Raw genomic sequence first — 19,955 nt, forward strand, 5'->3', positions numbered from 1 at the left:
CAGAGGAGATCCCACCTAATGAAAACGCCCTGACAAACCGTGCGTCGTCGTAACCCCCAGCGCCATTTCGATCGCGACAGATGCCGCAATCAGCACGTCCCTGAGAGGTTCCGGAGAGCCACCCATTCCGCATCATGATGCCCTTCGCCTTTTTCACTGACGCCGGGACGGCGTCTTGCCCCTGCTGCTGCCGTCCGGCTGAGCGACCTGCGCCGTCAGTCCTCGCCGTGACCATGGCTTTCTGCAGCACTGGCCCCGGCGGACCAGGCTTCCCCGTCGGCACCCTCGAACCAGAACGGTGCCCGCGGACGCTCACGGCGACCGACCTCGTTCATGCCGGCATCGTAAACCCGGCCATTGGCGATCGTGAACGCGATGCTGGTCGTATTGCGGATGTTGTCGAGCGGATTGGCATCCAGCACCACCAGATCGGCCAGCTTGCCGACCTCCAGCGAACCAAGATCCCGGTCCATGCCCAGGGTTCGCGCCGGATTGATCGTGCCGGTGCGCAGGGCCTGGATCGGGGTCATGCCGCCCTGTGCAAAGCTCCAGATATCCCAGTGAGACCCCAGGCCTTCGCGCTGGCCATGCGCGCCGATGTTGACCAGGACGCCGTCATTGTTCAGCTCGGTCGCCTCGCGTGCCACCGAGATGTGGTTCCACTCATTGTCCGGCGAGACCACGCGACGGCGTGAGCGGGCGTCCAGGGTCCGGCGCGGCACATACTGGGCCAGGCGCTCATTCTCCCAGACATTGCTCTCGGCGTACCAGTAGTTCTCGCCCCAATTCCCGCCAAAGGCCACGACCACGGTCGGGGTGTAGGCGGTGCCCGTCTGGCGCCACAGCTGTTTGACGTCGTCGTACATTTCGGCGACCGGCACCGAATGCTCGATGGTCGTGTGGCCGTCGACGATCATCGACATATTGTGCTGGAACAGTGAGCCGCCCTCCGGCACCACCGACATGCCCAGCTCGCGCGCGGCTCCGATTATCTGCTGGCGCTGGTCGCGGCGCGGCTGGTTGTAGCTCTTGACGCTGAACGCACCGGCCGCCTGCATGCGGCGCAGGTTCGAGAGGGCGTCGTCGTAATTGTTGACCTGGGCCGTGAACGGCGTCGCGGCGCCGTACAGGATCGTCCCGGTCGAGAAGATGCGCGGCGCGACAACCCGGCCCGCTCGCGCCAGTTCGGCATGAGCGAAGATCTCGGAGGTATCGTTGGAAGGGTCGTGGATCGTCGTCACCCCGAAGGCGAGGGAGCCATAGTCGATGCGGCTCTGCTGCGGGATGATCTCGTCCGAGCCCATCGAGCCATGCCAGTGAGCATCGATCAGGCCGGGCATGATGGTCTTGCCGGTCATGTCCATCACCGTCGCATCGGCGGGCACCGTGACCGAGGCACGCGGACCGATGGCGGTGATGCGGTTGCCTTCGACGACGACCACGCCGTCCTCGATGACCTGATCACCGTTCATGGTGATCAGTCGCGCCCCGGTCAGGACGAGCCGGCCCTCCGGAACGTCACTGGCCTGCTGGAAGCCGATCTCGATGCCGGCCTCGGCGGGCTTGGGCAGTTCGTCAGGCGCGCCCTCGACGAAGGCAAAGGTCTGGTTCAGGTCGCGCTGGAACAGCTGCGAACCCAGCGACCACTGGAGACGGCTGGAATCGCCGGACCAGTGCAGCCACTCGCCCGCATCGCGGGTGACGCGGGTCTGCGGCAGGGCCTTGCCCTCGGCTCCGATGCTGACCGGACGGCCCGTGCGGGCGAAGGGGGCGACATAGGCGTTGAAACGCTCGGTCCAGCCGATGAACCGCTCATCCGGCGAGACCGCAAACTCGGCGGCCCATTCGCTGGTCAGATGAGTGCGTTCGTCGTCACCCTCCAGATTGACCGACTTCAGGGCCCGGTTGGTGCCCTCGCGGCCGCTGTAGAAGAACCGGTCGTTCGAGGCACCGAACTGCGGGCTGACACCGTCGTCCGTGACGAACTCGGCCTGCCCGCCTGCCGTCGCGACGCGATAGATGCCGGGCGACTGGCTCCACAGCGGGTTGCGCAGGTCGTTGTCACTTGAGGTACGATAAACGATGGTCCGGCCGTCCGGCGAGAACGTCGGCTCCAGATAATGGCCCGGGTTCCGGGTCACGACCCGGCCCGTACCGCCTGACGCCGGGATGACGCGCACGGTGCCGAGCTCGCTGTCGTTCCAGGTCGTGTAGACGATCGAACGGCTGTCACGTGACCAGGCGGGATAGAGCTCGAAATGATCCGACTGGCGGGTCAGGCGGCGCGGGGCACCGACGGCACCATCGGCCAGGTCGCGAATCCAGAGATTACCCAGCGCCTCGAACACCACCTTCGACCCGTCCGGTGACGTCCGGGCCCAACGCACCATCTTCACGTCGAACTCGGCCGGGGCCACATCGACGGTGGCGCGGACCGTGTCGGCCACGCGGCGCGTATCGGTAACCCGGAACGGGATGTCGGTCGCCGTCTTCGAGGCAACGTCCAGCCGCTTGATGCCACCGCCGGCCCAGAACACCAGTTCGCGGCTGTCGGGTGTCCAGCTGATCGTCGGATAGACGCCGTGGATCGCCCAGGTTTCCTGCATGTCCCGATCGAGGGCCTCATAGACCGGCGTCTCGCGCCCGGTCTCCAGGTCCATGACATAGAGGACGGACTGGAAACGAACCCGGCGGATGAAGGCCAGGGACTTGCCGTCCGGTGACGGCGTCGGGCGGATCGACCCTCCCGGACCACCAAGGAATTTCTCGACCTCGCCGGTCTCGCGATCCAGCCTCTGGATGGCATAGATCTCGCCGTTCGGGTCCTTGGAGTATTCGAACACCATCCCCGGCGTCACGTCGTCGCTGAAATACAGATAGCGACCGTCCGGGCTGAAGGCAGGCTCTCCGGTGTCCTTCTGCTGTGTCCGGCGCTCGGTCAGCTGCACGCCAGCCCCGCCGCCCGAGCGGTGATACATCCACATCTCGCCGGCCCCCAGCGAGCGGGTCGAGGTGAAATGCTTGCGGCCGACGATGTATTCGCCGTCGGGCGTCCATTCGGGCTGGGTCAGCAGGCGGAATTTCTCGTCCGAGACCTGGACCGGATCTGTGCCGTCGGCGTCCATGACCCAAAGGTTGTCGCCACCGCCCCGGTCCGAGGTAAAGGCGATCTTCGTCCCGTCCGGCGACCATTTGGGCTGCATGTCCCACGCGACGCCCGAGGCGATGTTCCGCGCCGTCCCGCCCGAGATCGGCATGACATAAAGATCACCCAGCAGGTCGAACACGATCGTCTGGCCATCCGGACTGACGTCCACGGACATCCAGGTGCCCTGGGTGACGTCGATCGGGATCTCGCGCGAGGGTCCGGGCGGGTTCTGGACATCCCATTTGGGCTTTTCGTCAGGCTTGGCTGCGTCCGCGGCCGTCCCGGCCTCGGGTGCAGGCTCGAGCGGGGCCGGTGGTGTCTGGGCCAGGGCCGGAGCGGCGATCACCAGCACAGCCGCCGTCGTCAACAGGAAACGCTTCATCAGAACACCCACCCAAAAAGTCAGAGCGACTGTCTAACGGGTCCTGAATGGTGTTGGCGAGGGGGTGTCAGGCCGATTGCGCAAACTCGAGCGGGGACGGCACGGCGCGGCGCGCCAGCAAGGCTTCGACGATGACGGCAAACGTGGCGAGACGCAGGGGCTTGAGCATCGTCTCGTCAGCACCAAAGGCGCTGGCCAGTTTGAGCAGCGTGGCCCCGTCCATGCGCCCGCCGCTCGAGATGGCCAGGATGCGCGTGTCCGGATGATCGCGTTTCAGCGCCTGTATCGTCTCGATCCCGTCCTTGTTGGGCATCAGCATGTCGAGGACGATCAGGTCTACCGGCGTCCTCGCGGCGATCAGAAGGGCTTCATCGCCATCCGCGGCCTCGAACAGTTCGTGTCCGGAGCCCAGCAAGAGTTCCTGCGCAATCGCGCGGATCGTCGGATCGTCATCGACGACAAGAATTCGGGCCATGCGGAGTGCTCCTCAGATTGGAGTATGCAGCGGAAATCCGACTGTAACGATAAGGCAAAGGGTTAAGATCAGGCCGCCTTGGCGAACGTGGCCATCAGGTCATCGACCGAACCGGGCCGATGGAAGAAGTAGCCCTGCAGGTAATGCGCGCCGGCAATGCGCAGGAACTCTGCCTGGGCCGCGGTTTCAACCCCCTCGCAGACCACCTTCATGCCCATCGACCGTCCGACCCCGATGACGGCATGGATGATCGCCGCAGATGCCGTGTCCTCGACGCATCGCTCGACGAAGCTCCGGTCGATCTTCAGCGTGGTAAACTTCAGCTCTCGCAAGGCATGCAGGCTGGTATAGCCCGCACCGAAGTCATCGAGCGCCACGCCCACGCCGATCGCCGCCAGTTCGCCGATGGTGCGACGTGCACAGTCGATGTCGAGCATGGCCGTTTCGGTGACCTCGATCTCGAGCCGGCCAGCGGGGAAATCGCGCGCGGCCAGGGCTCGGGCGACACGATCGGCAAAGCCGTCGGCCTGAAACTCCGTCGCCGAGGCGTTGACGGAAACGCGAATGCCGGAATGGTCACCCAGTTCCTGCATCACCCGATCCAGCACAAAGTCGGTCAGGGCCGCAATCGTGCCCTCGGCCTCGAGGCAGGTCACGAACTCGGCAGGGCTGAGCCGGCCCCGCTCGGTATGAACCCAGCGCACCAAGGCTTCCACCTTGCCGGACGCCTGGCCATTGCGCTCGACCAGGGACTGATAGGCGACCTGGAGTTCTCCCGCCGCAATGCCGCGCTGCAAGTCCGCCAGGGCGCTCGGCGCCGGGACTCCGCCCGCTGCATCGCCCGCCGGAGTGGCCTCCGATGCGCCGGCCAGTCCCATGCCGGTCAGCGTCTGGATCAGAAGCGTCCCGATCCGGACCGAAGCGCCGGAAATCGAACCTCCCGCCCGCGCGGTCGTCTCGATCTGCGAGGCCTCGGCCGCGACGGCGCGGGCACCAAGGCTCAGGCTCATCGACTTCATGGCGTGGGCAGCGCGCGCGGCCGCCTCCAGATCGCCCTGGCTCTCGGCGGCCTTCAGATCGGCGAGGCGAAGCGGGGCGTTCGTCGCATACAGGCCCTGCACCCGGTCCACGAAATCCGACCGCCCCTGCTCCGCCATCGCCATCAGTTCCGCCCGGATCACAGGATCGAACAGCAACAGATTGATGGTGTCCGCCGCCACAGCTGGCCCCGCAGTCTGTTCGGCCGGACGGGCCTCGGTCACAGCGATGGCCCGGTCTCCGCAGAACCGGTTCAGCACGCCCAGCAGGTCGCTGACCGTGAACGGCTTGTGCACGACGCCGTCCATGCCGGACTCGCGCCAGGCATTGGCACCCGATCCGACGACGTGCGCGGTCAGGGCCACGATCGGCGTCCGCCCGCGACCAGGGTCGGCAGCCTCCTCGGCACGGATCAGACGCGTGGCCTCGAATCCGTCGAGGTTCGGCATGGAGCCGTCCATCAGCACCAGGTCGAAGGACTGCCGACGCAGGATCTCGACCGCCTCGACGCCGTCCACGGCCAGGGTTGGAACAATGCCAAGGCGTCCAAGCGCCTCGGTGGCCACTTCGCGGTTGACCTCTGCGTCATCAACCACAAGCACCCGGGCTCCCGGGAAATGCACGACCTCCGCCCGGGCATTCTGCGACTGTTTGAGGACCGGTGCCCGTCCCGACGCCATCTGGCCGATGACGGCCAGGATTTCGTCACGTCGCAAGGGTTTGACCAGGGTGCAGACATCGACTGGCACGTCTGCCGCTTCGTCCTCTGTTTCGCAGACCCTCACGGAGAACGGTCCGGCAGCCCGCGAATTTGCGGGCAGGAACGCCGCTTCGGACAGACCTTCCTCCGCTCCAATGGCCTTGAGATAGCGCATCATCGCGGCGCGGGTCTGGGCCCCGATCTCGCCGATCCGCAGACGCCAGTCAGGCGCGATGACCGGTAGCTCGGGGCTCGTTCCGACAGTCGGCAGATCGACCGAGAAGGCAAAGGTCGATCCGGTGCCAACCGTGCTGGACAGTTTCCACTCTCCGCCCATCGACCGGACCAGTCGATCGCAGATCGCCAGGCCGAGGCCGGTGCCGCCATATTTCCGCGTTGTGCTCTGATCCGCCTGGGTAAAGGCCTCGAACAGGGTCGGCAGCGTGTTGGCCGGGATGCCCGGACCGGTGTCCTCGATCGAAAACAGCAGGCGCGAACCATCCGCAGCATCGCGGTCGATGGAAATGATCACCCCGCCGGTCTCGGTGAATTTGATCGCGTTGTTCACCAGATTGCCGACCACCTGGCGCAGGCGAACCGGATCGGCCATCACGGTCGGCAGGGACGGATGCACGAAGACCGCCAGATCGAGGCCCTTCTGGCTGGCCTTTTCCGAAAACAGGCTGGCGACATCTTCGGCGACCTCGGCCAGATCGACCTCGATGGCCTCCAGGTCCATCTTGCCGGCCTCGACCTTCGAGAAGTCCAGGATGTCATTGATGATGCTGAGGAGCGACTGGCCGGACTTGGCAATGACGTCGGCATAGCGTTGCTGGCGAGCCGGCAGGTCAGACTTGGCCAGCATGTCACTGAGCGCAAGAATGCCGTTCATGGGCGTGCGGATTTCGTGGCTCATGACCGCGAGAAAGTCGGACTTCGCCGCGTTCGCGCTCTCGGCGGCGTCCTTCGCCAGAGACAGTTCGGCCGTCCGGGCCTGGACCTCGCCCTCCAGTCCCTCGATCTGGGCCTGGATACGGGCATCACGGTCGCGAATGCCCTCGAGCATGGTGTTGAAGCCAAAGACGAGATCCGCAACTTCACCCTCCGCGGCGATCTCGGCCGGGCGGGAATAGTCGTTCGTCACGTGCACGCCCCGCACAACACGCGCCAGGGCGACCACGGGGCCGCTGATCTTTCTGGCCACGCGTATGGCAACCAGCATCCCGACAAGGACGGCGACAAGGGCACCCAGCAGGGTCACCCAGACCGTCGCGAGCACGCGGTCGCGCAGGTCGGGCGTCTTGCTGAACAGGGTGATCGATCCGACCGTCTCGCCCTGGCTCATGACCGGGGCCGTCACCTGGACCGAACCGGTCGTCAGCGCGGACCACAGGGACAGGCTTCCGTCACGATCGACCGTGGCGTCGGACATGAGGCGAGCCCCGGCACCGGTTTCGGCCAGCAGCGTCCCGTCACGGGCCTGCACCCGCGCATAGCTGACACCCGGCATCTGGCTGACGGACCGGATGGCGTTGAAGGTCTTGGCCCGATCGCCTTCTCGGACGGCGTCGGACGAGAGCGACCCGATGACCTGTGCGATCTGGGTCATCTTCAGGGCTTCCAGGGCCGCCTGCTGGCGCAGGTCGTTCCAGGTGGCGAACAGTGCCGTCACGATGAAAGACGCCAGAAGAGCGCCCATTACCAAGCCGATCAGCTTCCGCCCCAGCGACCCCTTGGCAATCGGAGACATATCCAACGCAACGCCCTCTTTCGTAGAATACTGTTGTCTATACTCGATATTAATGACCCGAGACTTAAGAGGGCTTCTGGTCGGGGGACTGGACAGGTCTACGGACCGATGAGCGCGGCTTCGATGAGCGGCTTCTTCTATGTGCTGAACGAGGATGCTCGCATCCTGTTCGTCGACGACGATCCTATCCTCCGGGAGTTTGCACAGGTGAACCTGGCGTCCGGCACTGCCCACGTGGACACCGCCGCCGACGGGCTCGAGGCGCTCGAAGCCCTTGATCGCCAGACCTATGATCTGCTGCTGGTCGACCTCGAGATGCCGCGCATGGACGGTTTCGAACTCCTTCGCCGATTGCGCGAGAACCCTGCAACACAACATCTGCCGATCGTCGTCGAGACGGGTCGCGAGGATGTTGAGGCGATCGACCGCGCGTTTCGCGCAGGTGCCACCGCCTTCGTGACCAAGCCGCTCAACTGGCGACTGCTGACCTACCAGCTACGCTTCACCCTTCGCGCGGCCCGGGCGGAGGCCCGCCTGCGAGCCCAGGCTGCAGTGCCAACGCTTCAGGCGGCCCTCTGAAGACGACCCTTCTTTCTGGCGCGCTCGCCACCCTCGCATCGCGTCTTCTGGGCGACGATCGGGGGGTCATTGCGCTCAAGTTCGCGCTCGCAGCCCCGGCCGTCATCCTGCTGGGCGTCGGAGCCATCGACCTGAACAGTGTCCAGGCCTCAAAGTCCCGCCTGCAGGACGTGGCCGATGCCGCCGCCCTGGCCGGGGCCTGGGAACTGGGGCTGGCCATTGATGACAAAGCCGCCATCGCCCGAGCCGAGGTTTTCGTTAAGGGACAAACCTCGGAGTGGGCCGAAGCCCCGACGATCGTCACTAACATCTCGGTCGAGGAAACCCGAACCCAGCGGATCATTCGCGTGACGCTGAACGGCCATCGTCCGTCGTTCTTCGGCAGCATGCTTCCGCCCGGCGGCTGGCATTTTCACGCGCGGGCCAGCGCGACCACCGTCGGCATGACCCCGCTCTGCGTGCTAGTCAGCGGCAATTCGGGCTCCAAACTTCTCAACGTGAAGGACAAGGCCTCAATCTCCGCTCCGGCCTGCCTGGTCCACTCCAACCGCGATATCGAGGTCGAGGGCGGCAGCATACGGGCCGCGATGACTCAGGCTGTGACCCGGGCGAACGGTGCCATCAATCCGGCACCCGGTACCGGCGCAGCCCCGATCGAGGACCCGTTCGCCCAGCTCCTGCTAATGCCGCCCTTGAACTGCAGTGCCGGTGTGAAGGGCATCGACAAGAAGTCCGGCATCGTCCGCATTCCCGCAGGCATTCACTGCGGCGGGATCAAGGTCGGCGGCAATACCCAGCTGATCCTCGAGCCTGGCGAGCACTGGTTTCTGGCGGGGGCGCTGGAAGTCAAGGAAAACGCGACACTGCGCGGTCAGGACGTCGTTCTGATGTTCGACCTAGCCTCGAAATTCGTGTTCGAGGACAATGCGATGGTCACACTGGAGGGCCGCCGGTCGGGACGTTTTGCGGGATTTGTCATGGCCGCGACGAGGAACAATACGCAGGACTTCATCATCTCGTCCGACAACGTCGACAGCCTGCTGGGCGTCATCTACGTGCCGAATGCGACGCTGATGGTGGATGGCACGGACGACGTGGCGCGCGACAGCGCCTGGACGGTGCTGGTGGCCGAAGCGGTCGAGCTCAAGGGCTCGCCCTCGCTCATCATCAACGCCAACTATGCCGGGTCGGCCGTGCCGGTCCCTCAGGGCGTCGGGCCCCGGACGGGCGGGTCCACGCTCGTCCGGTAATCTGCCTCAGCTAAGGCCCGAAATCTGCCCCTTCGCATCCAGCGCGATGTGGTTGGCGGCTGGGACGCGCGGCAGGCCGGGCATGGTGTTCACCGATCCGCACAGGGCCACGACGAAACCGGCCCCGGCCGAAAGACGAACCTCCTCCACCGGCAGGATGAATTCGGACGGCGCGCCGAAGACGGTTTCGTCGGCGCTGAACGAATAGGGCGTGCGCGCCATGCAGACCGGCAGGCCTCCGGCACCTTCTGCCTCGAACCGGGCCAGGTCGCGGGCCGCCGGCCCGGAGAATGCCACGTCGGCAGCGCGGTAGATCGTGCGGGCAATGGTCCGGATCTTTTCGGCCAGCGGCATGTCCAACGGATAGGTCGGCGTCAGCGCCCCAAGCGGATCGGAATGCGCATCCGCAGCCTGGGCCACGGCACGCGCCAGCCCCTCCGCCCCGGCACCGCCATCGGCCCAGTGGGTACAGACATGAGCCTCGACGCCCCTCTCGGCGCACAGCCGGACGATGGTGGCCTGTTCGGCCGCGGTGTCGCCGGTGAAGCCGTTGATCGCCACAAGAACCGGCAGGCCGAAGCCACGCAGATTCTCGATGTGGCGCGCCAGATTCGCGAAGCCAGCCTCCACCGCCGCGACGTTCTCCGGCCCCAGCGCATCCTTTGCGACACCGCCCTGCAGCTTGAGCGCCCGAACCGTCGCCACGACCACCGCGGCCGAGGGGGCAAGGCCGGCGGACCGGCATTTGATGTTGAGGAATTTCTCCGCACCCAGGTCGGCTCCGAACCCGGCCTCGGTCACGCAGAACTCGCCCAGCCTGAGGGCCGCCCGCGTCGCGATGACCGAGTTGCAGCCATGGGCGATGTTGGCAAACGGCCCCCCGTGTACCAGCGCGGGCGTGCCACCGATGGTCTGGACCAGATTGGGCAGGATGGCCTCGGACAGCAGAGCCGCCATGGCCCCGGCGGCCTCAATGTCACCCGCGGTCACCGGCTGGCCAGCCGCATTGCGCCCGACGACGATCCGGCTCAGCCGTTCGACCAGATCGGCAGGCCCGTCGGCGAGACACAGGATCGCCATGACTTCGCTGGCGACGGTGATGTCAAAGCCGCTTTCCCGCGCCGGTCCGTTCTTGCCGTCGCCCAGCCCCACCGCGACCTTGCGCAACGCCCGGTCATTCATGTCCACGACACGCCGCCAGCTGATCCGTCGGGGGTCCAGACCAGCCCCTGCGCCCCAGTACAGCTGGTTGTCGATCATTGCGGACAACAGATTGTGCGCGGCCGAGATGGCGTGGAAATCGCCGGTGAAATGCAGGTTGATCCGCTCCATCGGGACCACCTGGGCATAGCCTCCGCCGGTCGCTCCGCCCTTGCGTCCGAACACGGGACCCAGTGATGGCTCGCGCAGGGCCACGACGGTTCGCCGACCGATCCGGTTCAGAGCATCGCCCAGTCCGATGGTGGTGGTGGTCTTGCCCTCCCCGGCCGCCGTCGGATTGATCGCCGTTACCAGGATCAGGCGACCCTCGGGCCGGGCCGCCAGTCCATCGACGCAGTCCCGCGACAGCTTGGCGATATGGCGGCCGTAGGGCTCCAGGTCGTCGGCTCCGATGCAGAGTCCGGCTGCAATCTCGGCGATGGGTTTCAGCGTCGCGGCGCGCGCGATTTGCAGATCGATGCTCATGGGCCTTGATGCCCGCAAGGCGTCCGGTCCGGCAAGAGGGAGATCAGCTTCGGACCGCTGGTTTGGTCTGCAGGGGACAGTGGCCAAATCAGAAAGCCCGGCTAAGGTGGCCCATGGTCCCGCGCAGACGGGACGCCGAGGAGGACCCCGGACATCACCCCTTCCCTGAACGATCCGTCCGGTCCCGTATGGGCTCCCGCAGCAGGTCCTGCCCCCTATCGCGATCTGTGCACCGACTGTGGCGTGTCGCGGACGTCCGAGCCCAAACGCTGCGCCTCCGCCTGCCAGTTCATCAAGCCGGACTACCCGGCGATGGAGACCCGGGTCCATGGCCGGGCACGCGATCCGGAGCGGGTCGACGAGCTCCATTTCGGTCCGTTCCGGCGCATGGTTCGTGCCGCTCTGGCGGAACCCAGGCCCGGGGCGCAGTGGACGGGCATCACGACCCGGATTGCGGAACGGCTGCTGGAGACCGGTGCGGTCGACGCTGTTCTGACCATGGCCCCCGGCGCCGATGATCCCTGGCGGCCGGTGCCGGTCCTCGTGACCGAAGCGCGCGGCATGGCCGGGGTCCGGGGGATGCGGATGGGCTATGCGCCGCTGCTGGCCCTGCTGGAGCCCGCCCGGGCGGCTGGCCACCGCCGGATCGCCGTCATCGGCATTCCCTGCCAGGTCTATGCCCTGCGCGCGCTTGAGGCCGAGCTGGGCTTCGAGCGGCTCTATGTCATCGGCACGCCCTGTTCGGACAACACGACCACCGAGCGGTTCCACGACTTCCTCGACCTGCTGTCCGATGCGCCGGAGACCATCACCTATCTGGAGTTCCGGGCGGACTATCATGTCGAGCTGCGCTTCCGGGACGGCAGCCAGCGGGTGGTGCCCTTCCTGCAGCTGCCGATCTCGAAGCTGCCACCGGACTTCTTTCCCCTGACCTGCCGGACCTGCGTCGACTACACCAACGTCCTGGCCGACATCACGGTTGGCTATATGGGCGGCCAGGGCGAACAGTGGCTTCTGGTCCGCAATGAACGCGGCGAGGAACTGCTGGACCTTCTGGGCGACGAGGTCCGCCTGTCGACACCCGGCACAGCGGGCAAGCGCGCCGGCGCGGTCAAGGGCTTCATGGCCAATGTCGAGCGCGCCGCCGGCGGCCTTCCCCTGCGCGGCATGCCCGACTGGGTCCGCCCCATTGTCGGCTGGCTGATGCCGCGCGTGGGTCCCCGGGGTCTGGAGTTCGCCCGCACCCGGGTGGAGATGAAGGCCATCGAGACCATCCTGCACCTGCGCCGGCAGGAGCCCCGCCGGATGAAGTCCATGATCCCGGACCACGTCTGGCCGCTGGTGGCCCCGTATGGGCTGAAGCCGGAAGATGGCGAGCGCCCGTCTGCCATGACGACCCACCAGCCCCCGGCAGATTAACCTTCGACGAAAGTCGCTCTCTCAAGCACAGCCTTAGCCTGTCAGGTTCAACCCGGAAGTCCGTGCCGTCGCGCGGACGGGTCATGACAGCCGAAAACGGCGAACCCTGGGAGGGACACACTATGACTGACAGCGCCATCGGTGCGCCAGGCGATGAACCGGAAGTCGTGGGCAAGAATGACAAGCTCGTCATTCTCGCATCCTCGGTCGGCACGGTGATCGAATGGTATGACTTCTACCTGTACGGCTCACTCGCCGCGATCATCTCGGCCCAGTTCTTTTCGGGCGTGAACGAGACCACGGGGTTCATCTTCGCCCTGATGGCCTTCGCGGCCGGTTTCGCGGTTCGTCCCTTCGGCGCGATCTTCTTCGGACGCCTGGGGGATCTCTGGGGCCGCAAGAACACCTTCCTCGTCACCATGCTGCTGATGGGTCTGTCGACCTTCGTCGTCGGCCTGCTGCCGTCCTATGCCGCCATCGGCATCGCCGCCCCGATCATCCTCGTCATGATGCGTCTGATCCAGGGTCTGGCCCTGGGCGGCGAATATGGCGGGGCTGCCACCTATGTCGCCGAGCATGCGCCGCGCGGAAAGCGGGGCTTCTACACCTCCTTCATCCAGATCACGGCCACCGTCGGCCTGCTGTTCAGCCTGATCGTCATCCTCGGTGTCCGCACCGCTGTCGGCGAGGAAGCCTTTGCCGACTGGGGCTGGAGAATTCCGTTCCTCGTTTCGATCCTGATGCTGGGCGTCTCGCTCTGGATCCGGCTGAAGCTGGCCGAGAGCCCGTCGTTCAAGAAGATGAAGGCCGAAGGCAAGGGCTCGACCACGCCGCTGAAGGACTCCTTCGGCAAATGGCCGAACCTCAAGATCGTCCTGATCGCCCTCGTCGGCCTGACCGCCGGCCAGGCCGTGGTCTGGTACACCGGCCAGTTCTACGCCCTGTTCTTCCTCGAGCGGGTCATGAAGGTCGAGGCCTCCCTGGCCAACATCCTGATCGCCGTGGCCCTGCTGCTGGCGACGCCCTTCTTCGTCTTCTTCGGCTGGCTGTCGGACAAGATCGGTCGCAAGCCCATCATCCTGGCGGGCTGCCTGATCGCGGCCCTGACCTATTTCCCGCTGTTCCAGGCCCTGACCACCGCGGCCAACCCGCGTCTGGCCGAAGCCACGGCCTCGGCTCCGATCACGGTCTACGCCGATCCAGCGGACTGCAACGTCCAGTTCGACCCCATCGGCAAGACCGTCTTCAACCAGTCCTGCGACGTGGCGAAATCCTATCTGGCCAAGGCCGGCATCAACTACACCAACCTCGAGGCTCCGGCCGGAACGGTGGCCGAGGTTCGCATCGGTGACCAGACCGTCATCCCGAGCTTCCGCGGCGATGACCTGTCGACGGCCGACTTCACGGCCCAGAAGAAGACCTGGGACACCGGACTGGGCGAAGCTCTCTCGGCTGTGGGCTATCCGCTCAAGGCCGACAGCGCCGAGGTGAACCGGCCGATGGTCGTCGGCATCCTGTTCATCCTCGTGCTCTATGTGACCATGGTCTACGGCCCGATCGCCGCGGCCCTGGTCGAGATGTTCCCGACCAATATCCGCTACACCTCGATGTCGCTGCCCTATCATATCGGCAACGGCTGGTTTGGCGGGTTCCTGCCGACCACGGCTTTCGCCATGGTCGCGGCCACAGGCAATATCTACTACGGCCTCTGGTACCCGATCGTGGTGGCGCTGATCACCGTCGTCATCGGCTTCCTGTTCGTCAAGGAAGGCAAGGACGTCGATCTGAACGCCTGATCAAGGCTGAAACGGAAACGGGGGCGGGTGGATCGGCGACGATCCCCCGCCCCTTGCCTTGAGTTCCCTTCGTCATCTTGTGTCCCGGTCTGTGAGGTCGTCTAGATGGGCGCGATGTATGCCCTGCTGATCCTGACGATGGTCGCCGTCTATATGGGCGTGCTGTTTGCCGTCGCTTGGCGCAGCGAGCGGCTGGGCCCCCACGCCCCGCCCGGTCGCCGGTTCGGCCCCTGGGCCTATGCGCTCAGCCTGGCCATCTACTGCACATCCTGGACCTACTACGGCGCAGTCGGCACGGCTTCTCGGGACGGCTGGGAATTCCTGCCCATCTACATCGGCCCGGCCATCGGCATCGTGCTGCTGTTCCCGATCTGGAAGCGGATCGCCGCCACCGCCCGGCGAGAGAACATCGGCTCCATCGCCGACTTCATCGCCGCCCGCTACGGCAAGAGTCAGAGGCTCGGTGCCCTCGTCGCCACCGTCGCGATCGTGGGTTCCCTGCCCTATATCGCCCTGCAGCTGAAATCCCTGTCCATGGCCTGGCAGCTGGTGACGGCGGGGACGAGCGTCGCCGGGTCCGAGCAACTGACGGTCACCGTGATCGCCATCGTCCTGGCCGGCTTCACCATCCTGTTCGGGGCGCGGCGACCGGACCTGACCGAGCACAATCGCGGCCTGATCCAGTCGATCGCCCTGGAATCCGTGGTCAAGCTGGCAGCCCTGGTCGCTGTCGCGGTCTTCGCTGCCCTGCTGCTGTTCGGATCGCCCGAGCCCGGCTCGGTCATCACCGCCCTGGGATCGCTGGCCGCGCCGCCGGTTATCGACGGCCGCTTCATCGCCATCACCGTGCTGGCGACGCTCGCCATCTTCTGCCTGCCGCGCCAGTTCCACGTCGCCTTCGTCGAGGCTTCGGAGCCCGCACACATTCGCCGGGCCCGCTGGGTCTTCCCGATCTATCTGCTGATTACCAGTGTCGCGGTGGTACCTCTCCTGGCTGCCGGAGGGCTGTTCTCGCGGCTCGCCGACCCTGATCTGTTCGTGCTGGACGTCCCCTTTTCCCAAGGGGCTCGCTTCCTGACCGCCGTCGTCTTCGTCGGTGGATTCTCGGCTGCTACGGCCATGGTCATCGTCGAGACCGTCGCCCTGTCAGCGATGGCCTCGAACAGCCTGATCCTGCCGCTGGTGGCCCGCGACCGGTGGCGCGCGCGCGAGGATGCCTCGGACATGGCCGGTGCCATCCTGCAGGTCCGGCGCGCGGTCATCTGTGTCATCCTGTTTCTGGCCTGGCTGTACTTCCAGGCCATCGACCGCTCCAGCGGCCTGGCCTCGATCGGCCTGACCTCGTTCGCCGCCCTGGCCCAGCTGGCCCCCGCCCTGTTCGGAGCCGTGCTCTGGCGCGGCGGCCAAGCCCGGGGGGCGATTGCCGGCATATCGGTCGGGGCTGTGATCTGGCTGGCCCTGCTGGCCATCCCCCAGATCGGGGCTGCCCTGGGCATCGCCGAGCCCACGCCGTTCGGACTGGAAGACCCCCTGCCGCTTGGCGTCTTCCTCAGCCTGAGCGCCAACGCCCTGATTTATGTGGTCGTGTCGAAACAGGCCCGACCGCGCCTCATCGACAGGGTGCAGGCCCGGGCCTTCGTCGACCGGCTCAGCCCCGACTGGCGCGAGGTCAATACCGCCCCCTCCGGCGCCTCGGTCAGCGACCTGAAGACCCTCGTCTCGCGCTTTGTGGGCGATGCCGGCGCGGAACGGGCCTTCGCCTCCTTCGCGCGCGAGACGGGCCAGACCTTCAAGGACGGCGATCCCGCTGATGCCGGCCTCGCCCGCGCCGCCGAACGGATGCTGGCCGGAGCCGTCGGGGCCTCCTCGGCCCGGCGGGTCATCTCCGCCGCCCTGGCTGGAGGCGGACGGGCCCCCGAGGACGTGGTGCGGATGCTGGACGAGGCGTCCCAGGCCGTCCAGTTCAACCGCGAACTGCTGCAGGCCACCCTGGACAACATCGACCAGGGGGTCAGCGTGGTCGATGCTGACCTGCGGCTGATCGCCTGGAACGCCCGCTACATCGCCCTGTTCGACCTGCCGGCCGGCTTCGTCCATGTCGGCCAGCCGATCGCCGACGTCTATCGCCTGAATGCCGAGCGGGGCGAGGTCCCGCCCTCGGACCGCGAGCCCTGGATCGAGCGCCGCCTCGAGGCCCTGCGCCGCCGCGAGCCCCACACCCATGAGCGGATCCAGCCCAATGGCCGGGTCATCCGCTCGACCGGCACCCCGATGTCCGGGGGGGGCTATGTCACCTCCTATACCGACATCACCGAACTGCGCCGGGCCGCCGAAGCGCTCGAGGAAGCCAACGAACAGCTGGAAGCCCGCGTCGCCGACCGCACCGAGCGGCTGGAAGAAGCGAAACAGGCTGCCGAGGACGCCACGGCCTCCAAGACCCGCTTCCTGGCGGCCGCCAGCCACGACCTGCTGCAGCCCCTGCACGCGGCACGCCTATTTATCGCTGCGCTCAAGGACGAGGGCGGCGACGGTGCGGCACGGACCCTGGCCGAGAACGCCGACCGCTCGATCGAGAGCGCGCACGGCATGCTGAAGGCCCTGCTGAACCTGTCCAAGCTGGAGGCCGGTGGCGTACGACCGGCAGTCGGGCCGCTGTCGCTGGAGGCCCTGTTCAGCGAACTGAGGCGCGAGTTCCTGCCGCTGGCCCGCGCCAAGGGACTGACCCTGCGGATGGTGCCGTCCCGACTGTGGGTTTCGTCGGATCGGGACCTGCTGCGGTCCCTGCTGCAAAATCTCGTTGGCAACGCCATCCGTTACACGGACAGCGGCGGCATTCTCGTCGGGACGCGCCGGGCGGGCGACGGCGTCCGCATCGTCGTTCACGACACCGGGCGGGGGATCCCTGCGGATCAGCGCGAGGCGATCTTCACCGAATTCACCCGGCTGGCCGGATCTCCCGGCGATGAGCCCGGTGCGGGCCTCGGCCTTGCCATCGTGCGCCGGGTCTCCAGCCTGCTGGCCCATCCGCTGACGCTGTCCTCCGAGCCCGGTCAGGGCACGGTCTTCTCGGTCACGGTCCCCAGGGCCCAGCCTGTCGCCGCCCTGCCGGAGCCGACCGGCCCCACGACCCGCATGCCGCTGGCGGGATTGCGGGTCCTGTGCGTCGACAACGAACCTGCCATTCTCGAGGGACTGTCGGCCCTGCTCAAACGCTGGGGGATGTCTGTCGTCACCGCCCCCGACGCCGCCAGCGCCCTGCGCGCAGCGGAAGCATCCGCGCCGTTCGATGCCGCCCTGATCGACCTGCACCTTGGCGATGGACCGGATGGTCTGTCCGTGGTCGACGCCATTAGGCGCCACGCCACCCACCCCATCGCCCTGATCACTGCGGATGCCGACGAGACCCTACCGTCCCGGGTGGCCGCGGCGGGGGCGGTCTTGATGGCCAAACCGGTTCGCCCGGCGGCCCTCAAGGCATTTCTTTCGAGGCGGTGATCCTTATCGTCATCCTCCGGGCTGCGCTCGCGCAGAACCGGGGGAGCCAGCGGCGCCGAAGGCGATCTTTTCACCCCGATCCCAGCCGTTCGCGTCCTCAAAAGGGTCGCGCGATCGCACGCCGCTGGCTCCCCCGATCTGCGCCGCTGACGCGGCTTGTCGGAGGATGACGAAAAGGCAGGGTGAGATAATCCTCTCGTCATCCTCCGGGCTGCGCTTGCGCAGAACCGGGGGACCCAGCAGCGCAGAAGGCGATCTTTTCGCCCCCGATCTGCGCCGCTACGCACCTCGTCAGAGGATGCCGATCGTGGTCAAAGCGCCCAGATTTCCGCCCGCGAACCCGCTTCGCCCAGTGTGTCCGCCACCCAGTCGCAGATCTCCCCGGCCGCCCCGCCGGTGCCGTCCGGGGGATTCACCACCACCATGGCGCAGCCATTCATCTTCATCGGATTGGTCAGGGGACGCAGGCGGGTCTCGGCGACGAGCACCAGACCCAGGCCGCTCAGGCGGCGCAGGAAGCCGTCGAAGGTCTCCATGTCCTTGAGCGGGGTCCAGATGGCCACGGTCGCGGCGGGATCGACCTCCAGCAGGGCCCGGGCCGTCTCGGCCGAGCGGACGTAGTCATCCGGTCGCTCGAACGGCGGATCGATCAGGATCAGCGGCGCTTCCACGTCAGCGGCTGCTGCCAGCACCATGTCGAAGCCATCCCCGGCCACGCCTTGCGCCTCCGGCCAGCCGGACAGGCTTTCAGCCAGCAGGACCTCGACCTCGTCGCGCAGTTCGAACCCCAGATAGCGGTCGTCAGGCCGCAGGGCCCGGGCGATCAGGACCGGCGATCCGGGATAGAAGCGCACACCCCCGTCCGGATTCACGGCCCGGACCTGATCCGCCAGCGCCGCGATCAGCGGGGGCAGGTCGGCCTCGGCCATCAGACGCGCGACACCTGCCTCGGCCTCGCGCGATCGGGTGGCGTCCCCGCTCAGGTCGTAAAGGCCTGCCCCCGCATGCGTATCCAGCACCGCGACGGGGCCGCGCTGCTGGCGCTCGGCCAGAAGCCAGAGCACAAGCGCATGCTTCACCAGATCGGCGAAATTTCCGGCGTGAAAGCTGTGACGATAGTTCATCGGCTTTCGTCTCCCCGCGCAGCGCGTCGGTCAAGCGGAACCACGGTCGCACGCAGCACGTTGGCCGCAGGTCCCTGATGTGAAAGACGAAGATGGCAGACGGCTCTACCGGCTTTATCCCCGCGGTCGATGTGCCGAAGGGCCTGACCTATTGCAGCGACGATCGCGTCGGCTTCACGCGAAAGCGCACCGGCACCGGGTTTTCCTATCGCGACACCCGGGGCACCCCGATCCGGGACAAGGCGGTGATCGGCCGCATCAACGCCCTCGCCATCCCGCCCGCCTGGACTGATGTCTGGATCTGCCCCAGAGCCACCGGCCACATCCAGGCCACCGGCCGCGATGTGAAGGGCCGCAAACAGTACCGCTACCACAACGACTGGAGCACTCACGCCTCCATCAACAAATTCGACAAGCTTCCCGCGTTTGCCCGCGCGCTGCCGAAGCTGCGGGGCCGGATCGACGCGGACATGGCCAGCAAGGGGCCGTCCAAGGACAAGGTCCTGGCCACGGCCGTCCGTCTGCTGGAGATCACCCTGATCCGCGTGGGCAACGCCATCTATGCCAAGCAGAACCGGAGCTATGGCCTGACCACCCTGCACAAGCGGCACCTGGAGGTCGACGGGACGGGCCTGACCTTCGCCTTCAAGGGCAAGAGCGGCGTCGAGCATTCCGTCAGCGTGCGGGACCGGCGACTGGCCACCGTGGTCAAGGGGCTGCGCGACCTGCCCGGCCAGCAACTGTTCAAATACCGGAATGCCGCGGGCGAACTGGTCCCCGTCACCTCCGACGATGTGAACGCCTATATTCGCGAAGCCATGGGTGACCAGTTCTCGGCCAAGGACTTCCGCACCTGGGCCGGAACCGTTTCCGCCGCCCGGGCTCTGCGCGACATGGAGGCGCCGACCTCACCGACCGATGCGAAGAAGAAGATCACCGTCTGCGTCAAGGCTGTGTCGGGCCTGCTCGGTAACACACCGACCGTCTGCCGTTCGTCCTATGTCCACCCGGCGGTGTTCGACCTTTACGAGACCGGGGCCATGCCACAGACCCTGCCTGGCTCGGAAACGGCGAGCTTCGAAAAGGCCCTGGTCAGGTATCTGGCGCGCTGAG

The 19,955-nt window shown here is 66.6% G+C and carries 11 protein-coding genes; 6 read left to right on the forward strand and 5 right to left on the reverse strand.

Annotated elements, in window-relative coordinates:
* Positions 1 to 215: 215 nt before the first annotated feature.
* From GGR13_RS15600 to GGR13_RS15610, 3 genes are all read right to left on the reverse strand, one after another.
* Entirely contained in the window at positions 216 to 3,530 is a 3,315-nt protein-coding gene (locus GGR13_RS15600) for an amidohydrolase family protein (RefSeq protein WP_183214522.1), read from the reverse strand.
* Between the two features lie 67 nt (positions 3,531 to 3,597).
* The gene (locus GGR13_RS15605; RefSeq protein WP_183214523.1) at positions 3,598 to 4,005 is read right to left on the reverse strand and encodes a response regulator transcription factor; all 408 of its coding nucleotides are present in this window, start codon (positions 4,003 to 4,005) and stop codon (positions 3,598 to 3,600) included.
* 68 nt (positions 4,006 to 4,073) lie between these two features.
* Positions 4,074 to 7,493, reverse strand: coding sequence for an EAL domain-containing protein (locus GGR13_RS15610; protein WP_183214524.1), 3,420 nt, complete (start codon positions 7,491 to 7,493; stop codon positions 4,074 to 4,076).
* Between the two features lie 108 nt (positions 7,494 to 7,601).
* On the opposite strand from GGR13_RS15610, the gene GGR13_RS15615 reads away from it, so the two are divergent.
* The gene (locus tag GGR13_RS15615) at positions 7,602 to 8,072 is read left to right on the forward strand and encodes a response regulator (protein WP_246347920.1); all 471 of its coding nucleotides are present in this window, start codon (positions 7,602 to 7,604) and stop codon (positions 8,070 to 8,072) included.
* A gap of 68 nt (positions 8,073 to 8,140) precedes the next feature.
* On the forward strand, positions 8,141 to 9,322 hold the full coding sequence (locus GGR13_RS15620) for a pilus assembly protein TadG-related protein (RefSeq protein WP_343060471.1): 1,182 nt from the start codon (positions 8,141 to 8,143) through the stop codon (positions 9,320 to 9,322).
* A gap of 6 nt (positions 9,323 to 9,328) precedes the next feature.
* Here the strand turns inward: GGR13_RS15620 and GGR13_RS15625 are convergent, their stop codons facing one another.
* Entirely contained in the window at positions 9,329 to 11,008 is a 1,680-nt protein-coding gene (locus GGR13_RS15625; RefSeq protein WP_183214525.1) for a formate--tetrahydrofolate ligase, read from the reverse strand.
* A gap of 243 nt (positions 11,009 to 11,251) precedes the next feature.
* On the opposite strand from GGR13_RS15625, the gene GGR13_RS15630 reads away from it, so the two are divergent.
* The 3 genes from GGR13_RS15630 (at position 11,252) to GGR13_RS15640 (ending at position 17,718) form a co-directional block, all read left to right on the forward strand.
* Positions 11,252 to 12,427, forward strand: a complete 1,176-nt coding sequence (locus GGR13_RS15630) for a Coenzyme F420 hydrogenase/dehydrogenase, beta subunit C-terminal domain (protein ID WP_343060452.1) — start codon at positions 11,252 to 11,254, stop codon at positions 12,425 to 12,427.
* A gap of 122 nt (positions 12,428 to 12,549) precedes the next feature.
* Positions 12,550 to 14,223 (forward strand): MFS transporter, encoded by a 1,674-nt coding sequence (locus GGR13_RS15635; protein ID WP_183214526.1) that lies wholly within the window; start codon positions 12,550 to 12,552, stop codon positions 14,221 to 14,223.
* 105 nt (positions 14,224 to 14,328) lie between these two features.
* Positions 14,329 to 17,718, forward strand: coding sequence for a hybrid sensor histidine kinase/response regulator (locus GGR13_RS15640; protein WP_221230760.1), 3,390 nt, complete (start codon positions 14,329 to 14,331; stop codon positions 17,716 to 17,718).
* 311 nt (positions 17,719 to 18,029) lie between these two features.
* Here GGR13_RS15640 and rlmJ read toward each other — a convergent pair whose 3' ends face one another.
* Complete coding sequence (gene rlmJ, locus GGR13_RS15645; RefSeq protein ID WP_183214527.1) at positions 18,030 to 18,842, reverse strand: 23S rRNA (adenine(2030)-N(6))-methyltransferase RlmJ; 813 nt, start codon at positions 18,840 to 18,842, stop codon at positions 18,030 to 18,032.
* Positions 18,843 to 18,934: 92 nt separating this feature from the next.
* On the opposite strand from rlmJ, the gene GGR13_RS15650 reads away from it, so the two are divergent.
* A complete protein-coding gene (locus GGR13_RS15650) occupies positions 18,935 to 19,954 on the forward strand; it encodes a DNA topoisomerase IB (RefSeq protein WP_183214528.1) in 1,020 nt (339 codons plus the stop codon).
* Position 19,955: the final 1 nt, after the last annotated feature.

The organism is Brevundimonas variabilis (assembly GCF_014199945.1).
Lineage (GTDB): Bacteria > Pseudomonadota > Alphaproteobacteria > Caulobacterales > Caulobacteraceae > Brevundimonas > Brevundimonas variabilis.